General features: G+C 65.5%; 20 protein-coding genes. 11 read left to right on the forward strand and 9 right to left on the reverse strand.

Going from position 1 to position 21,509, the window contains the following annotated elements:
- Positions 1-80: 80 nt before the first annotated feature.
- Positions 81-1,085: a tripartite tricarboxylate transporter substrate binding protein gene (locus KYT87_RS20130; protein ID WP_255593347.1), complete on the forward strand. Its 1,005-nt coding sequence runs from the start codon at positions 81-83 to the stop codon at positions 1,083-1,085.
- A 92-nt stretch (positions 1,086-1,177) separates the two neighbouring features.
- Here the strand turns inward: KYT87_RS20130 and KYT87_RS20135 are convergent, their stop codons facing one another.
- Positions 1,178-1,531, reverse strand: a complete 354-nt coding sequence (locus KYT87_RS20135) for a helix-turn-helix domain-containing protein (RefSeq protein ID WP_104144115.1) — start codon at positions 1,529-1,531, stop codon at positions 1,178-1,180.
- Positions 1,532-1,655: 124 nt separating this feature from the next.
- Between KYT87_RS20135 and KYT87_RS20140 the strand changes: the two genes are divergently transcribed.
- The 4 genes from KYT87_RS20140 to KYT87_RS20155 all read left to right on the forward strand — a co-directional run bounded on the left by KYT87_RS20140 (position 1,656) and on the right by KYT87_RS20155 (position 6,299).
- Complete coding sequence (locus KYT87_RS20140) at positions 1,656-2,657, forward strand: NADPH:quinone reductase (protein WP_255593348.1); 1,002 nt, start codon at positions 1,656-1,658, stop codon at positions 2,655-2,657.
- 94 nt (positions 2,658-2,751) lie between these two features.
- Complete coding sequence (locus KYT87_RS20145; RefSeq protein WP_219990692.1) at positions 2,752-3,678, forward strand: oxidoreductase; 927 nt, start codon at positions 2,752-2,754, stop codon at positions 3,676-3,678.
- Positions 3,679-3,759: 81 nt separating this feature from the next.
- Positions 3,760-3,936: a DUF3606 domain-containing protein gene (locus KYT87_RS20150; protein ID WP_219990693.1), complete on the forward strand. Its 177-nt coding sequence runs from the start codon at positions 3,760-3,762 to the stop codon at positions 3,934-3,936.
- A gap of 77 nt (positions 3,937-4,013) precedes the next feature.
- A complete protein-coding gene (locus KYT87_RS20155) occupies positions 4,014-6,299 on the forward strand; it encodes a bifunctional diguanylate cyclase/phosphodiesterase (protein WP_219990694.1) in 2,286 nt (761 codons plus the stop codon).
- Between the two features lie 81 nt (positions 6,300-6,380).
- Here KYT87_RS20155 and KYT87_RS20160 read toward each other — a convergent pair whose 3' ends face one another.
- A complete protein-coding gene (locus KYT87_RS20160; RefSeq protein WP_219990695.1) occupies positions 6,381-7,271 on the reverse strand; it encodes a LysR family transcriptional regulator in 891 nt (296 codons plus the stop codon).
- Positions 7,272-7,534: 263 nt separating this feature from the next.
- Between KYT87_RS20160 and KYT87_RS20165 the strand changes: the two genes are divergently transcribed.
- From KYT87_RS20165 to KYT87_RS20180, 4 genes are all read left to right on the forward strand, one after another.
- Positions 7,535-8,188 carry a hydrolase gene (locus KYT87_RS20165; RefSeq protein ID WP_104144119.1) on the forward strand — a complete coding sequence of 218 codons (654 nt, stop codon included), beginning with the start codon at positions 7,535-7,537 and terminating at the stop codon, positions 8,186-8,188.
- 98 nt (positions 8,189-8,286) lie between these two features.
- Positions 8,287-9,297, forward strand: a complete 1,011-nt coding sequence (locus KYT87_RS20170) for an NAD(P)-dependent oxidoreductase (RefSeq protein ID WP_219990696.1) — start codon at positions 8,287-8,289, stop codon at positions 9,295-9,297.
- A 6-nt stretch (positions 9,298-9,303) separates the two neighbouring features.
- Complete coding sequence (locus KYT87_RS20175; protein ID WP_255593350.1) at positions 9,304-10,677, forward strand: MFS transporter; 1,374 nt, start codon at positions 9,304-9,306, stop codon at positions 10,675-10,677.
- A gap of 252 nt (positions 10,678-10,929) precedes the next feature.
- The gene (locus KYT87_RS20180) at positions 10,930-11,994 is read left to right on the forward strand and encodes a hypothetical protein (RefSeq protein ID WP_219990697.1); all 1,065 of its coding nucleotides are present in this window, start codon (positions 10,930-10,932) and stop codon (positions 11,992-11,994) included.
- Between the two features lie 54 nt (positions 11,995-12,048).
- Here KYT87_RS20180 and KYT87_RS20185 read toward each other — a convergent pair whose 3' ends face one another.
- From KYT87_RS20185 to KYT87_RS20200, 4 genes are all read right to left on the reverse strand, one after another.
- A complete protein-coding gene (locus tag KYT87_RS20185) occupies positions 12,049-12,948 on the reverse strand; it encodes an NAD(P)-dependent oxidoreductase (RefSeq protein WP_219990698.1) in 900 nt (299 codons plus the stop codon).
- Positions 12,949-12,980: 32 nt separating this feature from the next.
- Positions 12,981-13,994 carry a tripartite tricarboxylate transporter substrate binding protein gene (locus KYT87_RS20190; RefSeq protein ID WP_219990699.1) on the reverse strand — a complete coding sequence of 338 codons (1,014 nt, stop codon included), beginning with the start codon at positions 13,992-13,994 and terminating at the stop codon, positions 12,981-12,983.
- Between the two features lie 77 nt (positions 13,995-14,071).
- The gene (locus tag KYT87_RS20195; RefSeq protein WP_219990700.1) at positions 14,072-15,451 is read right to left on the reverse strand and encodes an MmgE/PrpD family protein; all 1,380 of its coding nucleotides are present in this window, start codon (positions 15,449-15,451) and stop codon (positions 14,072-14,074) included.
- Between the two features lie 91 nt (positions 15,452-15,542).
- Positions 15,543-16,589 carry a tripartite tricarboxylate transporter substrate binding protein gene (locus tag KYT87_RS20200; protein WP_082134472.1) on the reverse strand — a complete coding sequence of 349 codons (1,047 nt, stop codon included), beginning with the start codon at positions 16,587-16,589 and terminating at the stop codon, positions 15,543-15,545.
- A gap of 134 nt (positions 16,590-16,723) precedes the next feature.
- On the opposite strand from KYT87_RS20200, the gene KYT87_RS20205 reads away from it, so the two are divergent.
- Entirely contained in the window at positions 16,724-17,614 is an 891-nt protein-coding gene (locus tag KYT87_RS20205) for a LysR substrate-binding domain-containing protein (RefSeq protein ID WP_046804814.1), read from the forward strand.
- A 19-nt stretch (positions 17,615-17,633) separates the two neighbouring features.
- Here the strand turns inward: KYT87_RS20205 and KYT87_RS20210 are convergent, their stop codons facing one another.
- The 3 genes from KYT87_RS20210 to KYT87_RS20220 form a co-directional block, all read right to left on the reverse strand.
- Entirely contained in the window at positions 17,634-18,611 is a 978-nt protein-coding gene (locus KYT87_RS20210) for a tripartite tricarboxylate transporter substrate binding protein (protein WP_219990701.1), read from the reverse strand.
- 114 nt (positions 18,612-18,725) lie between these two features.
- Positions 18,726-19,640: an NAD(P)-dependent oxidoreductase gene (locus tag KYT87_RS20215; protein ID WP_219990702.1), complete on the reverse strand. Its 915-nt coding sequence runs from the start codon at positions 19,638-19,640 to the stop codon at positions 18,726-18,728.
- On the reverse strand, positions 19,637-20,050 hold the full coding sequence (locus KYT87_RS20220) for a carboxymuconolactone decarboxylase family protein (protein ID WP_046804811.1): 414 nt from the start codon (positions 20,048-20,050) through the stop codon (positions 19,637-19,639). The genes KYT87_RS20215 and KYT87_RS20220 overlap by 4 nt, the downstream gene beginning before the upstream one ends.
- 228 nt (positions 20,051-20,278) lie before the next feature.
- On the opposite strand from KYT87_RS20220, the gene KYT87_RS20225 reads away from it, so the two are divergent.
- On the forward strand, positions 20,279-21,499 hold the full coding sequence (locus tag KYT87_RS20225; protein WP_219990703.1) for an ABC transporter substrate-binding protein: 1,221 nt from the start codon (positions 20,279-20,281) through the stop codon (positions 21,497-21,499).
- Positions 21,500-21,509 lie beyond the last annotated feature (10 nt).

Below are 21,509 nucleotides of genomic sequence, written 5' to 3' on the forward strand. Positions count from 1 at the left end.
ACTGTCGACACATGACCTGTGTGGGCAGCGGAGCAGGCATATACAGAAGTCTTGATAAATACAACAAACCGGAGACAAGCGTGTCTGACAAGCAACTGCATCGCATTCCTTTGGGCCGCAATCTGGCCGCCATCATCCTCTGCGGCAGCAGCGCCCTGCTCGCGCCCGGGGTCGCGGCTGCGGCCGATTGGCCCAACGGCAACCCCATCACCATCGTCGTCCCGTTTTCGCCTGGCGGTTTCACGGATCTGGTTGCGCGCCGCTACGCTCAGGACCTGGGCAATGCGTTGAAGACGACCGTCGTGGTTCAGAACAAGCCCGGCGCCAGCGGCCAGATCGGCACGGCGCTCGTCGCGCGCGAGAAACCGGACGGCTACAACCTGCTGGTCACGGCCACGCAGCACGTGATCTATCCCGGCCTGCAACCCAAGCTGCCCTACGACCCGAAGAAGAGCTTCTCCAACGTGGCCATTCTGGCTTACGCGCCTAATGTTCTGCTGGTTCCCGCCAAATCTTCCATCACCAACGCCAAGGAATTCACGGCCTACGCCAATCAACAAGCTGGCGGCCTGGCTTTTGGCTCCAGCAGCGTGGGCGGCTCGGCGCACATGTCCGGCGAACTCTACAAGATGGTCGCCGGCGCCAATCTGCGCCATATCCCCTACAAGGGCGCCGCGCCTGCCGTCACCGACCTGATCGGCGCGCAGATCCCGGCGGCATTCCTGGACGCAACATCGGCCGCCGCCTTCATCCGCTCGGGCGACGTCAAAGCCCTGGCGGTCACCTCGAAAGACCGCCTGCCCAGCTTGCCCGATGTGCCCACCGTCGCCGAATCCGGCTATCCAAGCTACGAATCGCAGGCCTGGATAGGCCTCTTCGGCCCCGCCGGCATGCCGACAGCCATCGTGCAAAAATTGAACCGGATCGCCATCGACAGCGCCAACACCGAAGCCAGCATCAACTGGCTCAACGACAACAACGCCACGCCGGGCAAGCTCTCGCCGCCACAGGTCACGGGCTTCGTCGACGCCGAGCTCGACAAATGGAAAACCGTCATCGATCGAGCGCACGTCACGGTCCAATAGCATGACGAGGCGTTCGCACAAAAGGCGAATCTTATTCCGTGCGCTCAATACCGGGGCGCGCGTGGACAGCCGTCTCCCGAAGTCAACCGACTTCAGGAGACGGCCGTTTTCCGTTTGCGCGCCTTGTTTGCCAGATAGAGCTCGCCCCAGGCCTTCATCGCTTCCAGCGTCGGAGCCAGTGTGGATCCTAGCGCCGTCAGCGTGTATTCCACGCGTGGAGGCACTTCGGCAAAGACTTCGCGGCTGACGATGCCGCTTGCCTCAAGTTCGCGCAGCTGCAACGTCAACGAGCGCTGCGTAACGCCGCCGATCAGCTTTTTCAGCTCCCCGAAACGCTTGGTTCCGCTCAGCAGATAGTGAATGATCAACGGCTTCCATTTCCCCCCCGCGATGTGTACGGTGATTTCCACCGCGCATCGGTATTGATCTAGCTTGCCACGCGCCATGATGCTGCCCTGGGTCAGATAAAGCCGAAATAGTATATTTTTTATCCTTACGTATAAACAATGTGCCTACTTGTAGAAAAGCCACTGGATTTCGATAATGCCGGCTCACGGAAGCATGTCTTCCATGTCCGAGAAAAAATCCATGAAAGCTGCTTTTTACGAACGCCAGGGCCCCGCGCATGAAGTGCTTTGCGTCGCTGAACTTCCCGATCCCCGACCCGGCCCAGGTGAAGTCCGGGTGCGGGTGCATGTGTCGGGGCTGAACCCTACCGATCTCAAAGCCCGAACGGGATTCTCCTCTGCGATGCCGTACCCGCGAATCATCCCGCACCAGGACGGCGCGGGCGTCATCGATGCCGTGGGCGATCCGAACGAGGCCGGTCGGGTGGGTCAGCGGGTATGGATCTTTGAGGCGCAGTACGGCAGGCCGGCAGGAACGGCGGCCGACTATGTCGTGGTGCCGTCGGCGCAGGCGGTGCCACTGCCGGATAACGCATCTTTCGAGGTCGGGGCGTCACTGGGCATCCCGGCCTTGACGGCCCATCGCTGTCTCTTCGCCGATGGCGACATCCGTGGCAAGAACGTGCTCGTGCAAGGCGGCGCCGGCGTGGTCGGCACCGCCGCCATCCTGCTGGCGAAGTGGGCGGGCGCTTGGGTCGCGGCCACCGTCATGAATGAAGCACAGGCCACCGTCGCTCGCGCGGCGGGCGCGGATCTGGTGTTGGACCGCCTGAATGATGACGTGGCCACGGCAATCAAGGCGCGCACGGGCAACGCGGGCGTGGACCGCATCGTCGACGTCAACGTGAAGGCGAATCTGGACATCGACATGGCATGCCTGGCGCCAGGAGGTGTCATCAGTTCCTACGCGATGTCGCATGCCGACGATGCGCTTGCGTTGCCATTGTTAAGCGCGATGATGCACGGCTGCGTGCTGCGGTTCGTGTTTATCTATACGGTGCCCATGGCGGCGAAAATCCAGGCGATCCGGGACATAAACGCCTGCCTGGCCAGCGGCGACTATGCCCCGCATATCGGGATGAAAGTCGAACTGGATAAAATAGCCGACGCTCACGTCGCGCTTGAATCGGCATCTGTCGTGGGCAAGGTGCTGGTCGCCTTGTGAAGCGTTTGCCAGCCCGGTGTGCCACGCCGCACGGTCTGGCCGCTATCCGTGCGCGCCCCCGCCCTCCACCGTGCTTTTCAAGGAACCCCATTCCATGAGTACCGCAACAGATGCAGCAACCGTCGCCATCGTCGGACCCGGCGCCATCGGCACCACGGTGGCGGCGGCCTTGCACCAGGCCGGCCGTACGCCCTTGCTGTGCGGGCGCACGCCGCGCAGTGAACTGATTCTTGAGGACGGCGAGCGCCGCATCACGGTTCCGGGACCGGTGCGCAACGATCCCGGCCAGCTCGATGGCACCGTCGATATCGTTTTTCTTGCCGTCAAGGCAACCCAGACCGAGGCTGCGGCAGGTTGGCTGGCGGCGTTGTGCGGCCCGGACACCGTCGTGTGCGTCTTGCAGAACGGGGTCGAGCAAATGGAGCAGGTCGCCCGGCACGCCCCGACGTCCCCAAACGCCTCGGACTCCCCTGGCGCTCGCATCATTCCCGCCGTGGTGTGGTTTCCCGCGCAGGGGCAGCCGGACGGCTCGGTGCGCTTGCGTGGCGAGGCGCGCCTTAGCTTGCCGGACACGCAGGCGGCGCACGTGGTGGCCGAGGCGCTGCGCGGCACGCTGTGCGCGGTGGACGTCACCGCCCACTTCCAGACGCTGGCCTGGCGCAAGCTGTTGCAGAACGCGGTGGCGGGCCTGATGGCACTAACCCACCGCCGCGCCGGCATGTTTGCGCGGCCCGACATCGCCACGCTTGCCATCGCTTATCTACAGGAATGCCTCGCCGTGGCCCGCGCGGAAGGCGCGCAGCTGGGCGACGAGACCCCAGAAGAGATTCTTGCAAAGTTCCAGGCCGCTCCGGCCGACATGGGCACGTCCATTCTGGCGGACCGCCAGGCGGGCCGGCCGCTGGAATGGGATATCCGCAACGGCGTCATCGCGCGCCGCGCCCGCGCGCATGGCATTGCCACGCCAATCAGCGACATCGTGGTGCCGCTGCTGGCCGCCGCCAGCGACGGACCGGGCTGAGCTTCGGCAAGCCTCGGCCGCAAGCTGCGCATCGGGAACGCGGCTTGCTGGATAGGTGTTTCTTCCAACAGAGGAGACATCATGGCCGACGACCTGAAGGATCGAGGACCCCAAGACCGGTCCCGCATCAATGTGAACGAAGCCCACGAACTGCGCTACTGGACGCAGGCGCTTGGGGTTACCGAAGGGCAACTGCGCGAGGCGGTGCAGGCGGTGGGCGCATCAGCCGCCGCGGTTCGCAAGCATCTGGGTAAATGAAGTCGGGCCGGCGCGTCAGTGCCGGCCCTTTTCTGTTTCTTGTTGACGAGGCGCCAGCCCTTCCCGGAGACACGGGCATGAAAACAAGCGTCGAGCGACTTCCGCAATTTGCCGGGCGGCTTCTTGTCCTGCTGCTGGCGGCCTTCGGGCTGTTCCTGGCGGCCATGGTGTTTTCCCTGCATCTTTCAGTGGAAAAAAGCGACGACATGTCGGCCGAACGGCAACGCCGCGAGCTGGCCCAGGCCGTCAGCAATGTGCTGGACGACGTGTCGCAGGCACAAGAGGGGGTGGCGCTGTGGGACATGCTGCTGGATGAACTTGCCAAGCCCAAGCCCGACCAGGCCTGGCTGGACGAGAACGTGGGCACCCTGCTGCACCGGCTGTTCAACCAGGACGTTATTTTCATCCTGGGTCCGGACGATGCCCCCGTCTACGCCAGCGTGAACGGCCAGGCGGCCTCGCCGTCGATGTACCTGTCGTACCAGGCCGCCATCAAAAGATTCGTCGACTTGGCGCGCGGTCGCATCAGCCGGCCCAACAACGACCATGAACGCTTGCCAGGCCAGGCGCCGGCTACCGAGGCCACTTTGCGCACGACCCCGTCCGCCGTGCACGCCACGGATCTTGCCATCGTGCAGGATCGGCCCGCCGTCGTCAGCGCCATGCATATCGACCACTTTCAGATGCGGCCCGCCACGCCGGGAGCCGCTCCGCACAATCTGCTTGTCAGTATCCGGTATATCGATGGTGATTTTCTGTATGCGTTTTCGCGCGGCAATCTGGTTGAAGGGCTGCACTACCATCCTGAACGCGTCCACCACGACGATGACGGGGAACGCGAGCTGGCGTTGACCTCATCGGACGGCGCGCCTATCGGATATCTGATGTGGCGGCCCGACCTTCCCGGCTCGGAATTATGGCGGGCGATGCTGCCCGCCTTCGTCTCCATGATCGGTGGCGCCCTGGTTATTGTGGCGTTCCTGGCGCTGCGCACGTACCGTTTATTGCGCGACCAGCAATCGCATCTGAGCGCGCTGCGCGCGGCGCACGTAGAGCTGAAAGCCAGCGAAGCGCATGCCCAGCACCTGGCCTTTCATGACGTGCTGACCGGCCTTGCCAACCGCGCCTACTTCGCCACCTTTGTCGACCAGGCGCTGGTGCGCAGACAACCCGATTCCAGCTGCGCGGTGCTGCTGCTGGACCTGGATCACTTCAAGCAGGTCAACGACACCTGGGGGCACGCCGCCGGCGACGCGCTGATCCAGGAATTCGCGCGACGCGTCAAAGCCATCCTGGGGCCGGACGATGTGATTGCACGCCTGGGAGGAGACGAGTTCGCGGTGCTTGCGCAGAACACCTCCGAAGCGTCCGCCAACGCGTTGACCCGGCGCATCCTGGCCGAAGTGCGCGCCCCGTTCGAGGTGCTGGGCGGGCGCGCTTTTGTCGGCGCTAGCATCGGCATTGCCATGGCGCCCCGCGATGCAACGACGCGCAGTGAATTGATGCGCAAAGCCGATATCGCGCTGTACCGCGCCAAAGAATCAGGCAGAAATCAGTATTGCTTCTTCGAACCGGAAATGGACGAGACGCTGAAGGCCAAGGCGTTGATGGAAGCGGACCTGCGCGCCGCACTGGCCGACGGCGGCCAGCTAAGCGTGCATTTCCAGCCGCAGATCGACAGCAGCACGCATCAGCTGGTGGGCGTCGAGGCGCTGATCCGTTGGCATCACCCGACCCAAGGCGCGATGCCGCCACAGATTTTCGTGGCGGTTGCCGAGTCGACCGGGCTGATCGTGGAGCTGGGCGATTGGGTGCTGCGCGAAGCGTGCCGCGCCGCGTTGCAATGGCCGAGCCTGTCCATCGCGGTGAACCTTTCCCCGGTGCAGTTTCGCAGCACCGGCTTTGCTGCCCGCGTCATCGAGTTGGTGACTTCGGCGGGCGTCAGCCCGACGCAGATCGAACTGGAGGTCACCGAAGGCGTGTTCATCGAGGACGACGGGCGCGTGCAAAACGCCATCGGCCAGTTGCGCGCGGTAGGGTTCCGGATCGCGCTGGACGACTTTGGCACCGGTTATTCCAGCCTGAGCTATTTGCAGAAATTCGCCGTGGACAAAATCAAGATCGATCGCAGCTTTGTGGCCAATATCGGCGAAGGCGCGGATTCCACCGCCATCGTCAATGCCGTCGTGACGCTGGGCCGCTCGATGGGGCTGACGGTCAACGCCGAAGGCGTCGAGACGGCGGCGCAACGCGATTTTCTTCGCGCTGCCGGCTGCGACGAGCTGCAAGGCTTTCTGTTTTCGAAGGCAGTGCCGGCGGAAGAAATTACGCAGCATTTGCAAATGGCACGCGCGGCGGACTGAACGTTGGGCGAACGGGCGAACGCGCCCGGGGGCCAGCGGGCCAGCGGGCCACCGGGCCACCGGGCCGAATGCCGCTTACGCCTAAACCGTGCCCGCAAAATGTGGCGAGCTGCCAAAGTGTTCGATCAGCAATTCCGTCAAAACGCGGATCTTGCGCGCGGGATGCTGGCCGGGCGGCCGGATCACGTAGGCGCCCGCGGGCGGCGGCGGGTAGCGCGTCATGATGGGCACCAGCGCGCCCGCCACCACGTAGTCATGCGTCAGGCAATCGGGCAGGTACGCAAGGCCCAGGCCGGCAGCGGCCGCCGTAACCAGGGCCGCGCCGTTGTCGGCTTTGAAGCGCCCTTGCGGACGCACCGTGATGATCTTGTCGCCGTCCATGAACTGCCACGCCTCGGTGCCCTGCATCAGCGCTTGATGGGCGCCGAGTTCGGCGGGCGTTTCCGGCGCGCCATGCGTCTTGATGTAGTCGGGGCTGGCAAGCAGCTTGCCCAGGATGGGGCCGACGCGTCTGGCGACCAGGTTGGAGTCTTGCAGATAACCGACGCGGATCGCGCAGTCGTAGCCTTCGGCGATAAGGTCGACAAAGCGGTCGCTGTAGCAGGTCTGCACGTGCAGCTTGGGATGGCGCCGCGCCATTTCCGCGACCACCGGCGCAAAGTGCGTCAGGCCGAACGACACGGGCACGGCCACGCGCAGGCGGCCGCGCAGCTCGCCGGCGGGCACGATGGTTTCGCGCGCCAGGTCTATTTCGGCGCAGGCGCGGGCCGCATGGTCACGGAAGGTGGCGCCCGCTTCCGTCAGCGCCGCGCCGCGTGTCGAGCGTGCCAGCAACTGCACGCCAAGCTCTTCTTCCAGGCGCAGCAGGCGACGGCTGACGATGGACTTGGACACGCCCATCCGAAGCGCGGCCGGCGACACGCCGCCCGCGTCGGCCACCTCGATAAAAGTCTGTAGCTCTTCGATATCCACTTGGCGTTGCCCCCGTTTTGCGACGCAGTTCGCCGCAGGATAGCACTACGCAATCCGGCACCGACAGCCCCAACCGCCGCGATGGAAGACGCCGCGCGCCGGTGTTCCGCAACGCGCGACACAGCTCATCGCGCAACGTCACTACCGCATCCCGGGCCACAAAAACATAATGCCCATTCCGGGGACGGCGCTACCCGCATCCGCCACCCGGCACTGCATGTTGCAGAGCACCCCCTCCAACCACAGCAAGCCAGGGATCACCAATGAAATTTCGTAATGGCCTCGATTCGCTACTCCGTCCTGAAGACTCGTTATTGGTTCTGATCGACCATCAGCCCTACCAGCTGACCAACCTGAACAGCCACGACCCGCACATGGTGGTCAACAATTCGACGGCGTTGGCGAAGGCCGCCAAGGCGTTCAACGTGCCCACCATCCTGACCAGCGTGATTGCTGACCGGGGCGGCCGCATTTTTTCGCAGATCACCGATGTGTTCCCCGGGCAAGAGGTCATCGACCGCACGCTCATCAACACGTGGGAAGACAAGAAGGTCGTCGAAGCGGCCAAGGCCACGGGCCGCAAGCAGCTGATCATTGCCGGCTTGTGGACCGAGGTCTGCGTGGCGATGCCGGCGATCCAGGCGGCGGGCGAAGGCTGGGATGTGACGGTGGTCACCGACGCGTCCGGCGGCGTGTCGGTCGAAGCGCACGAAGTGGCGCTTCAGCGCATGGCGGCGGCCGGCGTCAACTTGATGACGTGGCTGGCGGTGGCCGCCGAATGGCAGCGCGACTGGGCGCGCCTGGGCACCGCCGAAGCGCTGACCAATGTACTGGTCCAACACGCGGCCGGCAGCGGCATCGCATACCTGTGGGAACAGCAGTTGCTGAATACGCCCGCGCCCGCCACCGCAAGCTGATCGCGGCGGCGCCCCGAACCGGCGCCAGGACGGCATAAGTTGCCCTGCCTGGCGCCGGGGCCATTCCGGCCCGGGGCAAGGTGCCGAGGAACGCTGATATGACGACAAACGCTGTCTTGCTGATGGGAGGCACCGGTTCCATCGGCCGCTTGAGCGCCCGTGCTTTGCGGGCCGTTTACCCCGATGTCCCGTTGTTGATCGGCGGGCGCGATGCGGCAAAAAGTGCCGACGCGGCGGCCGGGCTGGGCAACGCCGAAGGCGTGGTGATTGACCCGCGCGCCAACGATCTCGGGTTGGGCGAGCGGCCGGTAGCGGCCGTGGCCGTGTTTTACGCCGATGATCGATTGGCCGGCCTGCGCTTTGCGCAGCGTCGCGGTGCGTCCCACCTGGGAATTTCTTCTGGTGTCTATGAAATTGCGCCCGAAGTTGCTGCGTACATGCAGTCGCCCGGCACCTGTGCCATCGTGCTGGGCTATGAATGGCTGGTGGGCGCCACCACCATCGCCACGTTCGATTGCGCGCGCGCCTTTGCGCAGTTGCACGACATCAAGATCGGCGCCCTTGTCGACGATCAGGACGGCGGCGGGCCTGCCGTGGCCGAGGATTTCGAGCGCCTGAACCGCATGATGCCGGCCGCCTTGACGCTGCGTGATGGCCGCTACGTCTGGCGTGGCAAAGAAGACGCCCGGGCCGAGTTTCGCGCCATCGACGGCACGGTGATGCAAGCGCACGGCTTCTCGTCCATCGATGTGGCGGGTCTGGCCACGGCAACCGGGGCGCCCAACGTGCAGTTCAATATCGCAACCGGCGTCAGTTCATCGCGGCGGCGCGGTGAACCGAAATCGACCGAGATCATCATTGAGCTCGCGGGCAAAGACCATGACGGCCGTGCGCTGCGGACCCGTCATGCGGTGTTCCACCCGCGCGGCGCGGCCCATTTGACGGCGCTGGGCGTCAGCATGATTCTTGAGCGGCTGGCCGGCCTGGACGGCAAACCGCCCACGCCGCCGGGGCTGCTCTTTCCCTTTCAGGTGGTCGATCACGGTACCTACCTGTCGCGCCTGCGGGCCGAGGGCGGCAGCATCATCGCGCTTGACCCGGTGCAGTAGGGGCCGGTGACAACCGCGTCAAATCCGGGCGTCGACGACATGGCCATCAACCCCTGCCGCTATCTGGGCATCACGGGCTTTGCCCTGATCGCCGCCTGCTACGGTTTCGCGCGGTTTGCCTTCGGGCTCTTCCTGCCTCGGATCGACGCGGAACTTAGCCTGTCTTCAACCCTGAGCGGCTTGATGTCGGGCGCGGCATTTCTGACTTACTGCGTGGCAGTCATCCTGTCGGCCTGGCTGACCGAACGCCTGGGCCCCCGCTTTGTCGCCATCGGCGCGGCGCTGATTGCGGCGGCGGGCATGGCGGGTATCGCGGCGGCGCCCTCGGCGCCTTGGCTGGCGGGCGCCGTCATGCTGGCCGGATCCAGCACGGGTTTGGTATCGCCCGCGCTGGCGGCGGCGGTTGCGGCGGGCGTTCCGCCTGGCCGCCAGAACGCCACCAACGCCTTCATCAACGCGGGCACCGGCGCGGGCGTGGCCTTGTCCGGCCCCGTCGCGCTGATGATGGGCGAGCAGTGGCGCGTGGCCTTCGCGGGCTTTGCCGCCGTGGCTTTCGGGTTGGCGTTTGCCGTGGCGTTCATCCTGCCCCGGCGCACGCAGGGCGCGACCGCTGGCGCTACTGCTGATGGCGCTATTGCCGGCGCTACTGCTGTTGCCGCTACTGCCACTGGCGCCAGCACCACCGGCGTTACCACCACCGGCGCTGGTACCACCGGCGTTGCTACCACCGGCGCTACCACCACCGGCACTGCTACCACCGGCGCCACCACCACCGGCAACGGCATCCCGATGTTAAGTGGCGTCTTGCGGCGCTTGATCGCGGCGGCCTTCCTGACGGGCGCGGCCAGCACCGCGATCTGGTCTTTCGGAGGGCAGTTGGTCGGCCTGCGCTTGAACTGGAGCAGCACCGGCGCGGGCCTGCTGTGGACCGCCATCGGCGCTGCCGGGATCGTGGGCGCGGGCGCGGGGCACTGGATCGCACGGTTCGGCATTGACCGCGTGCACCGAGTGTTCCTGACGGCCATGGCCGCAAGCGTGCTGCTGGTCGGCATCGACGGCACGTCCGCGCCCTTGGCGCTGTTGGGCGGCGCGCTGTTCGGCGTGGCCTACATCACGATCACCGGCGTCTATCTGCTATGGGGCGTGTCGGCCCTGCCCCAGCGCCCCGCCACCGGCGTGATGATTGCGTTTCTGGCGCTGGCCATCGGCCAGACGGCGGGCGCGGCGATCTTCGGGCTGCTGATGGACCGTTTCACGGCCAATCACGCCGTTATCCTGTTTGCCGCCCTTGCCTTGACGGCAGGAATCGCACGGGCCGAGACCGCCGACAATGCCCAGCGCCGCCGATTTCCGGCGTGCAAGAAACAGTCGCAACAATAATTTACGAACGCGCCCGACGCGGTTCTACGACCTGGCTTGACGCCGCCACCGCCGCCGACGGGTCACAAGCCGCGTCCGCCGTGGGTCCGCACGGTAACGATGCCACCCCGGCCACGCTTGCCGACCGCGTCAGCCCTTGCGTGCGCGGACGCGCGCCATGTTTCAGCGGCCACCCAACGCTTGCAGCGTTTATCCAAGCCAGTAGGATGCGCGGTCATTGAACCGACTCCGCCCCTCCAAGGACCGCCCCCCATGACGCTGCCGCGACCGCGAGTTGCCCTTTCCGCCCTGACGCTGACCTTGACCCTGGCCCTGCCGCTTGCCTTGTCCGGGTGCATCACCCTGCCGGATTCAAAGGGCGAAGGCACGATGGACGACCCGCGCTACGCGCAGTTGCTGGACCTGATTGACGAAGCGCTCAAGGCGGACATGGCGGTGGTGCTGGTGGCCGACGTGATGCCGCACGCCACGCTCAAGGATGCAATGTCCATGACGAAGTGGACCGGCAACACGGTCTGGATGCACGAGCAACAGCCGAAGATCACCTTCGGCCGCAAGTTTCAGAACAACTCGCTGCAACGTGACGAGAAGGCCACCTATCTGTTCAAGGCGTTTGAAGTGCACATCCTGCCGCCCGGCAAATACCTGCTGACCGGTGGCGACGACTACAAGCTGAACGCCTTGCTGGACCAGGTGGGCGCGCGTAGCGGCCCGGTGGGCTCGGGCCGCGGCGCCAACGGCACCGCGTATCTGTCGCCGGAGCTCTACCGCGAGTTCTATAAAGAGACCAACTGGCACGAGGGGACCACGGGCTCGCAGCTCAAGACGCGCACCGTCTGCACGGCGGTGCATCGGGGCACGGGCGCCTGCGTCGCCTGGGGCGAAGAGCAGTACACCGAAACCACGCAAGGCTCGCGCGCCGGCTATTACGAAGAGACGGCCTGGCGCGACATCCCGGCGATCAAGGTGCAATCGCGCGTGCCGCCGAAGCTGGCGCTGGCCAGCTTTACGCTCAAGGGCGGCCAGTTCGTGCTGAGCCAGCGCATGCACATGAAGACGCCCAGCTACCAGTACAAGCCATCGGCCTGCCGCGCGGTCGACCCCAAGATGATCGAATGCCCGCTGGAAGACTTCACCGTCTACACGCGCCCCGCACCGATGGACTTCGCGCAAATGCTCATCGCGCAGCGCACCAACGTCAGCAACGCGCACCGGCAACTGCTGTCCACCTTGCAACCCATGCAGATCACGCCGCTGGGCAAGCAAGGCATGGAAGACCCGGTGTGGGGCGTGCCGGTGTCGATGAAGGGGCGATAAGGCGGGAGGCCAAGTGCCATCGGCGTCATGCAGCCCTGTCCGCCCTTCCCGCTCTTAACCCCTGGCGCGGATTTTCACGCCTGCCCAATCTTCAACCATCCGCGCCACGTCGGCGTAGTCGGCGTTCCGGCCATGGATAGCGGTCGTCATCACCAGCATCTCGCGCACTGACGAGCCCACAACCATGGGCACGCCATGACACTCGGCTTCTTCCAGGCACAGGCGCACATCCTTGTGGGCAAGGCGCGCAGCGAAGCCCACGTTGAAGGTGCCGGTCAGCACCGCACGGGGAAACTTTTCCAGGGTGGCCGAATTGCGGCCGGACCCGGCGTTGATGACGTCCAGCATCACGCTGGGGTCCAGCCCGGCCTTGACGCCCAGCGCCATCGCCTCCGACGTAATGGCCACGGCGGTGGCGGACAGCAGGTTGTTGGCCAGCTTCATGACTTGGGCCTGGCCGGCTTCGGCGCCCAGATAAAAGGTCTTGCCGAAGTGGCTCAGCAACTCGCCCAAAGCGTCGTAGCGCGACGGGGGGCAAGCCACCATGATGGCCAGCGTGCCGCGTTCCGCGCCGGTGGGTCCGCCGCTGATCGGCGCATCCACGTAGTCGATGCCCTGGGCTGCCAGCGTGTCGTAGGCGCGCCGCGCCGCCACTGGGCCGACGGTCGATAGATCCACCACGCATTTGGCGCGCGACGCGGCGGCCAGCCCGCGCTCACCGCCCAATACCTCGTCTACCACCTTGCCATCGGGCAGGCTCAAGAACACCACATCGGCCGCATCGCCAACGGCGCGCGGGGTGTCGTGCCCCTCGGCGCCCAGCGCTTCCAGTTGCTGGCGCACGGCTGAATCGGTATCAGCAACGTGCAGCGTATGGCCGGCCTGGATCAAGCGTCTGGCCAGCGGGTTGCCCATATTGCCCAATCCGATGAATCCGTAAATTGTCTTGCTCATTTTTGTTCCTTGGGCGCGATGCCGGCGGCGCATCAGCGCGGTTGCAGGCCAATTTGTGTGGCCAGTTCGGAAAACTGCTGTTGGTCTTGTTGCAGGACACGCGCGAAGGCGGCGGGGCTGCGCTCTTGTGCTGACGGAACGCGCGCCGCCAAGCTGTCGATGCGCGCCTTGAAGTCAGGTGACTGAACCGCTTGGCTCAGGACCCGCGCCAACTTGTCGACCACGGCGTCGGGCGTGCCACGCGGCGCCACCAGGCCATTCCAGATCTGCATATCGAACTGGGCAACCCCACCCTCGGCGAAGGTGGGCACGTCGGGCATCTGCGGCAGGCGCTCGGGCGATGCCACCGCGATGGCCTTGATCTGCCCGGCTTTATGAAGGGGCAGCATCGTGACGGTCTGGTCCAGCACCGACTGTATGGTCCCGCCCATCAGGTCGGTGATGGCGGGGCCCGACCCGCGATACTGGACCAGTTGCGCTTGGACGCCGGCCATGCGCAGGAACATCGCTTCGGCCAAATGCGCGGTGGTGCCCGGTCCGCCTGAGCCAAAGTTCATCTTGAGTTCGCCGCTGCGCATGCCCGCCAGCATCGACGGCAGGTCCTTGATGCCGCTTTGATTGCTGACGCTAAGCACCATAGGCACGTTGGCAACAGTGCCGACGGCCTTCGTGTCCTGCACGATGTCCAGGCCCGCCTTGGGGTATAGCAAGGGAATCAGCACCATGGATTGATTGCTGAACATCAGGGTGTAGCCATCCGGCGCCGAACGCGCCAGACGCTGAAATGCCAGCAGGCCTCCCGCGCCCGTGACGTTTTCGACCACGAAAGTGGTCTTGGTGGCCTTGCCCAGTTCGGTGGCAACCAGCCGCGCCAGCGCGTCCACGCTGCCGCCGGGCGCAACGCCAACCATGATGGTGACGGGCTTGGATGGGAAGGCGTCCTCGGCTTTGGCGGTCTGGGCGAGGCTTGGGCCCGGGCCCAGCACCAGGCCCAGACCAAGCCAGAGTGCCGCGCCCGGCAAGCGGGATGCGATGCGTCGCTTCATGTCGTCTCCTTCGTTCAGCGGCGATGCGGTGTGACGCCGCGTTATCGATCTGCGATATGCGCTATGCGATATGCGCCTCAGCGCCGGCGCAACAGCTCCACCAGCGTGCCGACGCCGCCCGCTTTGTCCAGATCCAAGATGGCTTGCAAGCAGCCGTCGGTGGCGCTGGGCGGCAGCCCGCTCAGCGGGAACAGGTGCAGGAATTTGTCGCGCACGTCTTGCCAGTCGATGCCGCGCGCGCCGGAGCCTCGGGGGGCACAGCACGTCGCGCGATGCACGGCGCCGTCGCGCAGGATGATCGATACCGTGCCGCCGTGGCGGTGGGGAAAGCGGTCGGGTAGCGGCGGCGGGTCCGGATCGAATTCGACTTTGTTCTGCAAGGCAGAAATGACGGGGTCCGCCATTTTGGTCTCGTCCATGTGGGCCCAGCCAAAGCCATCGTCGGCGATGGCGGCGGCCACGAAGTACGGCAGGCTGTGCGCCGCATCGACCAGATTGCGGGGGTGTGGCTCGCCTTTGAAGTTGGTCCATTGCACGGCGGCCGACACAACGATGCGATCGATGTCGGCGGGCCGGACGGTGCCGGCGCGCGCGGCCTCGGCCGCCGCCTCGGCGCATGCGTGAAAGGGGTGTGCGCCGGGCATCAGCTTGATGGCCAAGTCGGTGACGATGTCCCACGATTCGCCCCAATCGCACACGATGTCCTCGCGCGCCTGCCCGCCCAGTGCATCAAGAAACCCGCGCGGCGCTTCGAAGATTCCCAGCTCGCCCTCAAATCCGCGCTGCGCCGCGAGCGCGGCGCGTATGCCTGCGCCGGCGGCCTGGCCGGCGTGATATTCCCGCGCGCAACTGGTGTCGGCCGCAATGGCCATGCCGCTGGCTGACGTTGCCGACAGCGCCATGGCGTGCGCCAGCTGCAAGGCGTCAAGGCGCAGCAACAAGCCCGCGGCGACGCAGGCGCCGAACACGGTTGACCATGATCCGTGAAAGCCGCGTTGCATGCGGCCCGGGGTCAAGGATTCGTCGATGCGTCCGGCGACTTCGTAGCCCAGCACCATGGCAGCCAGCACATCGCGACCGCTCGCGCCCTGCTGTTGGCCCACCGCCAGCGCCACGCTGGACACGATGGTGCCGATGTGGGCAATGCTGCGCATGTCGCTGTCGTCCGATGCGGCTGCGTCGCTGGCCACGGCGTTGGCGCGCGCGGCTGCTGCCAGCGGCAAGCGCCGGCCGTCGAACCACAGGCTGGCGGCGGGCGTGCCGCCATTGGCCAGTTCGATGTCGCGAATGATACGGGCCGATGCAATGTCATAGCCCATCGCGGCGCTGGCCAAGGTGCTGGCCAGGCTCATCTTGGCGTGTTCAAGCGCCAGGGCGGGCAGCGCGTCGGCGGGCGTGGACATGACAAGGTCCGCCAACTGACGCGCCAGCGGGCGCGCCTTGGAAGAAGATTGCACAGTGGTTTCCTTGAAGAGTGCGTGACGGCGGGAGTCACCGCGCGGCCGTTGCTGCGTGAGCCGTTGCCGCGCGAGCGTTACTGCACGCCACTCACTGAGCGGCCGTTCCCAGTTCCTTCAGAACGGGAACCCATTTGGCAAGATCCTGGCGCACCAGGGCCTCGAAAGCGGCCGGTTTGGGCAACGGCGTGTCGGGCAAGGTAAAGCCCTGTCCGATCAGCTTGTCACGCAGTGCGGGCTGGCTCATGACCTTGTCCAGCGCGGCATGCAGGCGCGTTGACACGTTGGCCGGCAAGCCAGCCGGACCGACCAGGCCCCACCACAGCGTGACCGAGTAGTTCGTCAGGCCGCTTTCCTGCATCGTAGGCACGTCAGGCAGCAGCGTGGAACGCTTGGGCCCGGTGACGGCCAGCGCCCGCAGCTTGCCGCCGCGCACCAGCCCGATAGCGGCCGGCAGGTTGTACAGGCCCATGTCCACGTCGCCGCTGATGATGGCGCCCAAGCCTTGGGGCGCGCCGGTGTATGGCACGTGCAGCAGCGGCTTGTTCAGCATTTGCGCCACGGTGGCGCCGGCGATGTGGTGGCTGGTGCCCACACCGCTTGAGGAATAGCGGAAGGTTTCCGCGGGCTTGGCCTTGATGGCGGCCAGCAGCGACGGGGCATCCTGGTACGGCGATTTTGTGTCAACCACCAGCAGGTTCTGCACGTCGGCAATTTCGCTGATGAAAGTGAAATCCTTGATGGAGTCGTAGCCGGGCGATTTATAGAGCACCTGGTTGTTGACGAAGGTGCCTTGCGCGGCGATGCCTAACGTGTAGCCATCCGGCTTGGCGCGGGCAATATCAACCGTGCCAATGGTGCCCCCGGCGCCGCCCTTGTTATCTACCACCAACGGTTGACCCAGCTCGTCGGACAAGGCGGATGCGACGACGCGCGACAGCGTATCGGCCGCGCTGCCCGCCGCGAAAGGCACGATCAGGCGGATGGATCGTTCGGGGTAAGCCGCCTGCGCGCCGGCGGCCCACGATGCCGTACCGAAAGTCACCGCCCACGCCACACCGCCCATCACGCCCAATGCCGCGCAAAACCGGGGCAGCGGCGCCATGACGCTAGCGCGCCGTCGAATAAATCCGTGCATGCTTGTCTCCTCCTTGTGGCGCCGCACTGCATGCGAACGCTTGATTTAGTTTTATCAATCAAGGCAGACTGTAGGCGCGTTCTTTCTCAGCGTCTGTCGAATCTTATTGTTCGACCATTGAGTTGTTTTCAATCATGCACAAACTCAGAAATCGCCTGGGCCCACTGCGGGTTCTGGATGCCGTCCACCGAGGCGGCGGCGTGGGGCGCGCGGCCGAATTGCTGCACGTCACGCCCGGTGCGGTCAGCCACCAATTGCGCCGGCTGGAAAGCGATCTGGGGGTGCAATTGGTGCATAAGGACGGCCGCGACATCGCCTTCACCACCGTCGGCACCGAGCTTGCCCTGGAGGCCGCCGAACTTTTCGATCAACTGGAAGCCGCGTTGGCCAGGGCGGCCGAGGCCGGCGCCAACCGCCGCATCCGCGTCAAGGTAATTCCCAGCTTTGCCATCAAATGGCTGATGCCACGGCTGGGATCGCTGTATGCGCAACACGCCGATATCGACATTGAAGTAGCCACGGTGGCGCGCGCCGATGACACCGAATTGCACAACGCCGATTTCGTCGTGCGTTGCGGCGACGGCCACTGGCCCGGCCTGCGGGCCGACTTGTTATTTCCGGACGAGTTGGTGTTGGCGTGCTCGCCCGCGCTGGCCAAGCGCGTGCATCGCGCGCAAGACGTACTAGGCGAAACGCTGCTGCAATCCATGATTGCACCCGACTGCTGGGACCGCTGGCTGCTGTCGGCGGGCTTGAGCGCAAGCAGCGACACCCGTTTCATCCCGCTGGCCAATGCCGTGCTGTGCTTGCAAGCGGCCGCCGAAGGGCTGGGCATCGCGGTAACGCAACGCGCCTACATCACGCAGGACTTCGCCACCGGCCAGTTGGTCCAACCGCTGGCCCACACCGCGCGCAGCAGCAACGGCTACTACCTGGTCAGCAAGCCCGACCGCGCCGCCACCGCGCCGTTCAGCACGTTTACCGATTGGCTGATCAGCGTGAAGCAGGCGCGCGGCGGACCTTGATGCGGGTTGTTTTACGCAATCAATTCACGGTGATGTTCGCTTCTTTGATCAGCTCGGCGAAACGCGGAGCGTCCTTTGCGATCAGCGCCTGGAACGCAGCCGCGCCCTGCTGCTTGGCGTCCGGGGCCTGCGCGGCAAGCTTGTCCAGCGACTCGCGCACCCCGGGGCTTTTCAAGGCCGCCGCCAGGGCCTGCTCCAGCCGCGCGATCACGGCGGGCGGCGTGCCGGCTGGCGCGGCGATGCCGTTCCACACGCTCATGTTGAAGTCGGGTACGCCGCCTTCCGCGAAGGTGGGCACGTCGGGAATCTGCGGCAGGCGCGAGGCAGCGGCCACGGCCAGCGCCGTGACGCGCTTGCCTTCGTGAATCGGAATCATCGTGACGGTCTGGTCGATCACCGCGTCCACCGTACCCGCCATCAAATCCGCAATGGCCGGGCCGGCGCCCCGATACGGGACCTGCATGCCCTGCGTATTCGTCACATGCAGAAAGTACGCAGCAGCGATATGGCTGGTGGACCCCGACCCCGCATTGCCGAAGTTCACGTCGGCGCCATTCTTTTTCAAACGCGCAACAAAGTCGGGCAGCGTGGTGATGCCGCTTTTCTTGCTGACGGACAGCACCATCGGCACCGTGGCAACCAGCCCGATGGCGCTCATGTCGCGACGCGGGTCGAACTTGGCCTTGGGGTACAGCGACGGCGCAATGGCCAGCGACCCCATGTTGCCGAAGGTGATGGTGTAGCCGTCGGGCGCGGCGCGCGTAACGCGCTGGTTGCCGATCATGGTGCCGCCGCCGCCCAGGTTTTCCACCACGACGGTCTGGCCCAGGTTCTCGCCCATGGCTTGCGCCACGATGCGGGCCAGTCCGTCGGTGGACCCGCCGGCCGCGTACGGCACCACCATCGAAATGGCACGCGTGGGATAGTTTTGCGCCAGGGCGTTGGCGCCAAGCGTGATCAGGCCGGCGCCCAGGGTCGCCAGAAAAATCTTCTTCATGGTTTGCTCCTCGCTATTTGTGCCGGCAATAGCCGGCCCTCCGCCTTGTCTTGGCGGTTGGGGTGATGCAGGTTGAAAGGGGCGCGGCGGCTGCCGCGCCGTGGTGGAGACGGCCTAGCTTTTCTTGGCCGACAGCTCCACGCCGGCCAGTTGTTCGGACAGACGCGCCACGGCGGTGTGGTCCTGGCCCTTGCCCAGCGTTTTGCCCGCTGACGCCCAGAGCTCGCGGCACAGCGAGGCAAACGGCGTGGGCGTGCCGGTATCGGTGGCGATGCCCAGCGCAATGCCCAGGTCCTTGACCATCAGGTCCAGCCCGAAGCCGGAATTGAATTCCCGCGACAGCACGAACTGCTTGAATTTTTTCTGCGTGGAATTGTTCATGCCGGTGGACGCGTTCAGCACGTCCACGATCACGTTGGGGTCCAGGCCGAACTGCTGGCCGATGATCATGGCTTCAACGCCGATCAAAAAGCCGCCCGCCGACACCAGGTTGTTCAACGCCTTCATGGCATGGGCGCTGCCGACATCGCCCACGGGGGTAATCGACGTGCCCATCGCGGACAGCGCGGGGCGCACGCGTTCCAGCGTGGCGGCGGGGCCGCCGAACATGATGGACAGTTCGCCGGTACGCGCGCGCGGCACGCCGCCCGACACGGGCGCGTCCACCATCTGGCCACCGACGGCGGCCACGGCCTGGGCCAGCCGCTGCGTATGCGTCGGCACGCCCGAGCTCATTTCCACCACGACGCTGCCGGGGCGCAGACCCGCCAGCGCGCCCTGGTCGCCGCCCAGCACCTGTTCCACGATGGCGCTGGTGGGCAGCATCGTGACGATGATGTCGGACTGCGCCGCCAGTTCGGCGCAGGTGGTCGCGGCCTGGCCGCCGACCTCCTGCGCGAATTTATCGGCCTGGCCGGGCACGGCATCAAACACCGTCACCGCGAAGCCCGCCTGCACCAACCGCGCCGCCATCGGCCAGCCCATGCTGCCGATGCCGATCAGGCCCACGCGTTCTTGCGATGCGCTCATGCTTGCTGCTCCTTGAAGGCGCCCTCTTCCTCCAGCACCTGGTTGGCCACCTTGAAGGCGTCCAGCCCGGCGGGGATACCGCAGTACACGGTGGCTTGCAGCAGGATTTCCTTGATCTCTTCAACCGTCACGCCATTGGTCAGCGCGCCTTTGACGTGCAACTTGATTTCCGCCGGTCGGTTCAGCGCCGTCAGCATCGCCAGGTTCAGCATGCTGCGCGTTTTCTTTTCCAGGCCGGGGCGGCCCCAGGCGTAGCCCCAGCACCATTCGGTGGTGATGTGCTGGAAGGCCATCATGAAGTCGTTGGCGCGGGCCAGCGAACCGTCCACGTATTCGGCGCCCAGCACTTCGCGGCGCAGCTTCAGGCCTTGGTCGAACAGGGCTTGGGTTTCGGATTTGGTGTCTGCCATAGGTTCCTCGTTGGTGATGGTGACGGGTGTCAAACCGGGTCTGTGCCCGGTCGCGGGTTTGTCTGGAGTCGGTTCTAGTTTGTCTGATTGTCAGTCAAGTTTCGTCCGAACGTCAATAGTCGGATTGTCCGACAATCATCTTGACTGCTTAAAGTTTGAGCACAATAATGCGGCAAAGCGCCGGGCTGGCTGCCGTGCGCCCTCAACCACAAAAGCCAGGAGACAACCATGAAAAGCTTCCCCAAACAGGCCGTGCGCCACGGGCGTCGGGAATTTGTCGCGGGGCTGGGCGCGGCCGCGCTGGCAGCCACCCTGCCGGGCCGCGCGCAGGCGGCGCCGGCCGACATCAACGTCGGGGTGATCCTGCCCTTGTCTGGCGCCAACGCGCAGTTCGGCATCAATTCGCGGCAGGGCCTGGAACTGGCCGCCGACGAGATCAATGCGGCAGGCGGCATCAAGGCGTTGGGCGGGGCCAAGCTGAAACTGATCATCGCGGACGCCACGTCCCAGCCCACTACCGCCGCCACCGTCGCGCAGCGCCTGATCACGCAGAACCGATGCGTGGCGCTGATCGGCGCCTATGCCTCGTCCTTGACCCTGGCCGTGTCCGAAGTGACCGAACGGCGTGGCATCCCGCTCTTGACCATGTCGTTCTCGGACGTGCTGACCGAACGCGGCTTCAAGCACATCTTCCAGGTGGTCTCCAAGGGCTCGGTGCTGGGCCGCGCGCAATACGACTATGCGGCCTCTGTCGTGGCCGGCGCGTCCGACATCAAGAAGATCGCGCTGCTGTACGAAGACACCGCCTACGGCACGTCGCAGGCGATCGGTGTGCGCAACGCGGCCAAGGCGGCGGGCGCGCAAATCGTGCTGGACGAGGCCTACCCGTTGGGCATTACCGACGTCACGCCACTGATCAGCAAGCTGCGCGCGTCGGACGCCCAGATCGTGTTTCCGATTTCGTACTTGAACGACAGCCTGCTGATCATCCGGGTGATGCGCCAGCAACGCCTGACGGTGCCCATCGTGGGCGGCGCGGCGGGCTATGTGATTCCCGACTTTGCCAAGGCGCTGGGGCAGTATTCCCAGGCCGTGCTGTCGATTGCGCCGGCCAACTACGACCAGGCGCCGGAATACACCGAGCGCTATCGCAAGCGCTTCGGCACCTTCATGCCGCACGAGGCGCTGGAACACGCGGTGTGCGCGGGCGTGCTGGCGCAAGCGCTTGAGGTGGCGGCGTCCGACAAGCCCGAGGCGGTGTCCAAGGCGCTGCGCGCGCAGAAGTACGACCAGGGTTGGGCGGGCGTGATGTCGGGTGGCGGCGTGCATTTTGACGCCAACGGCCTGAACACGCTGGCGCAGCCGATCATGGTGCAGTGGCAGAACAACGAGCTGGTCTCGGTGTGGCCCAAGGCGCTGGCCAAGGGCGCCGTCATCGCCGCCAGCTAGCGCGCGCCGC

The sequence above is a fragment of the Achromobacter sp. ES-001 genome (assembly GCF_019448355.1).
Classification (GTDB): domain Bacteria; phylum Pseudomonadota; class Gammaproteobacteria; order Burkholderiales; family Burkholderiaceae_B; genus Achromobacter; species Achromobacter spanius_B.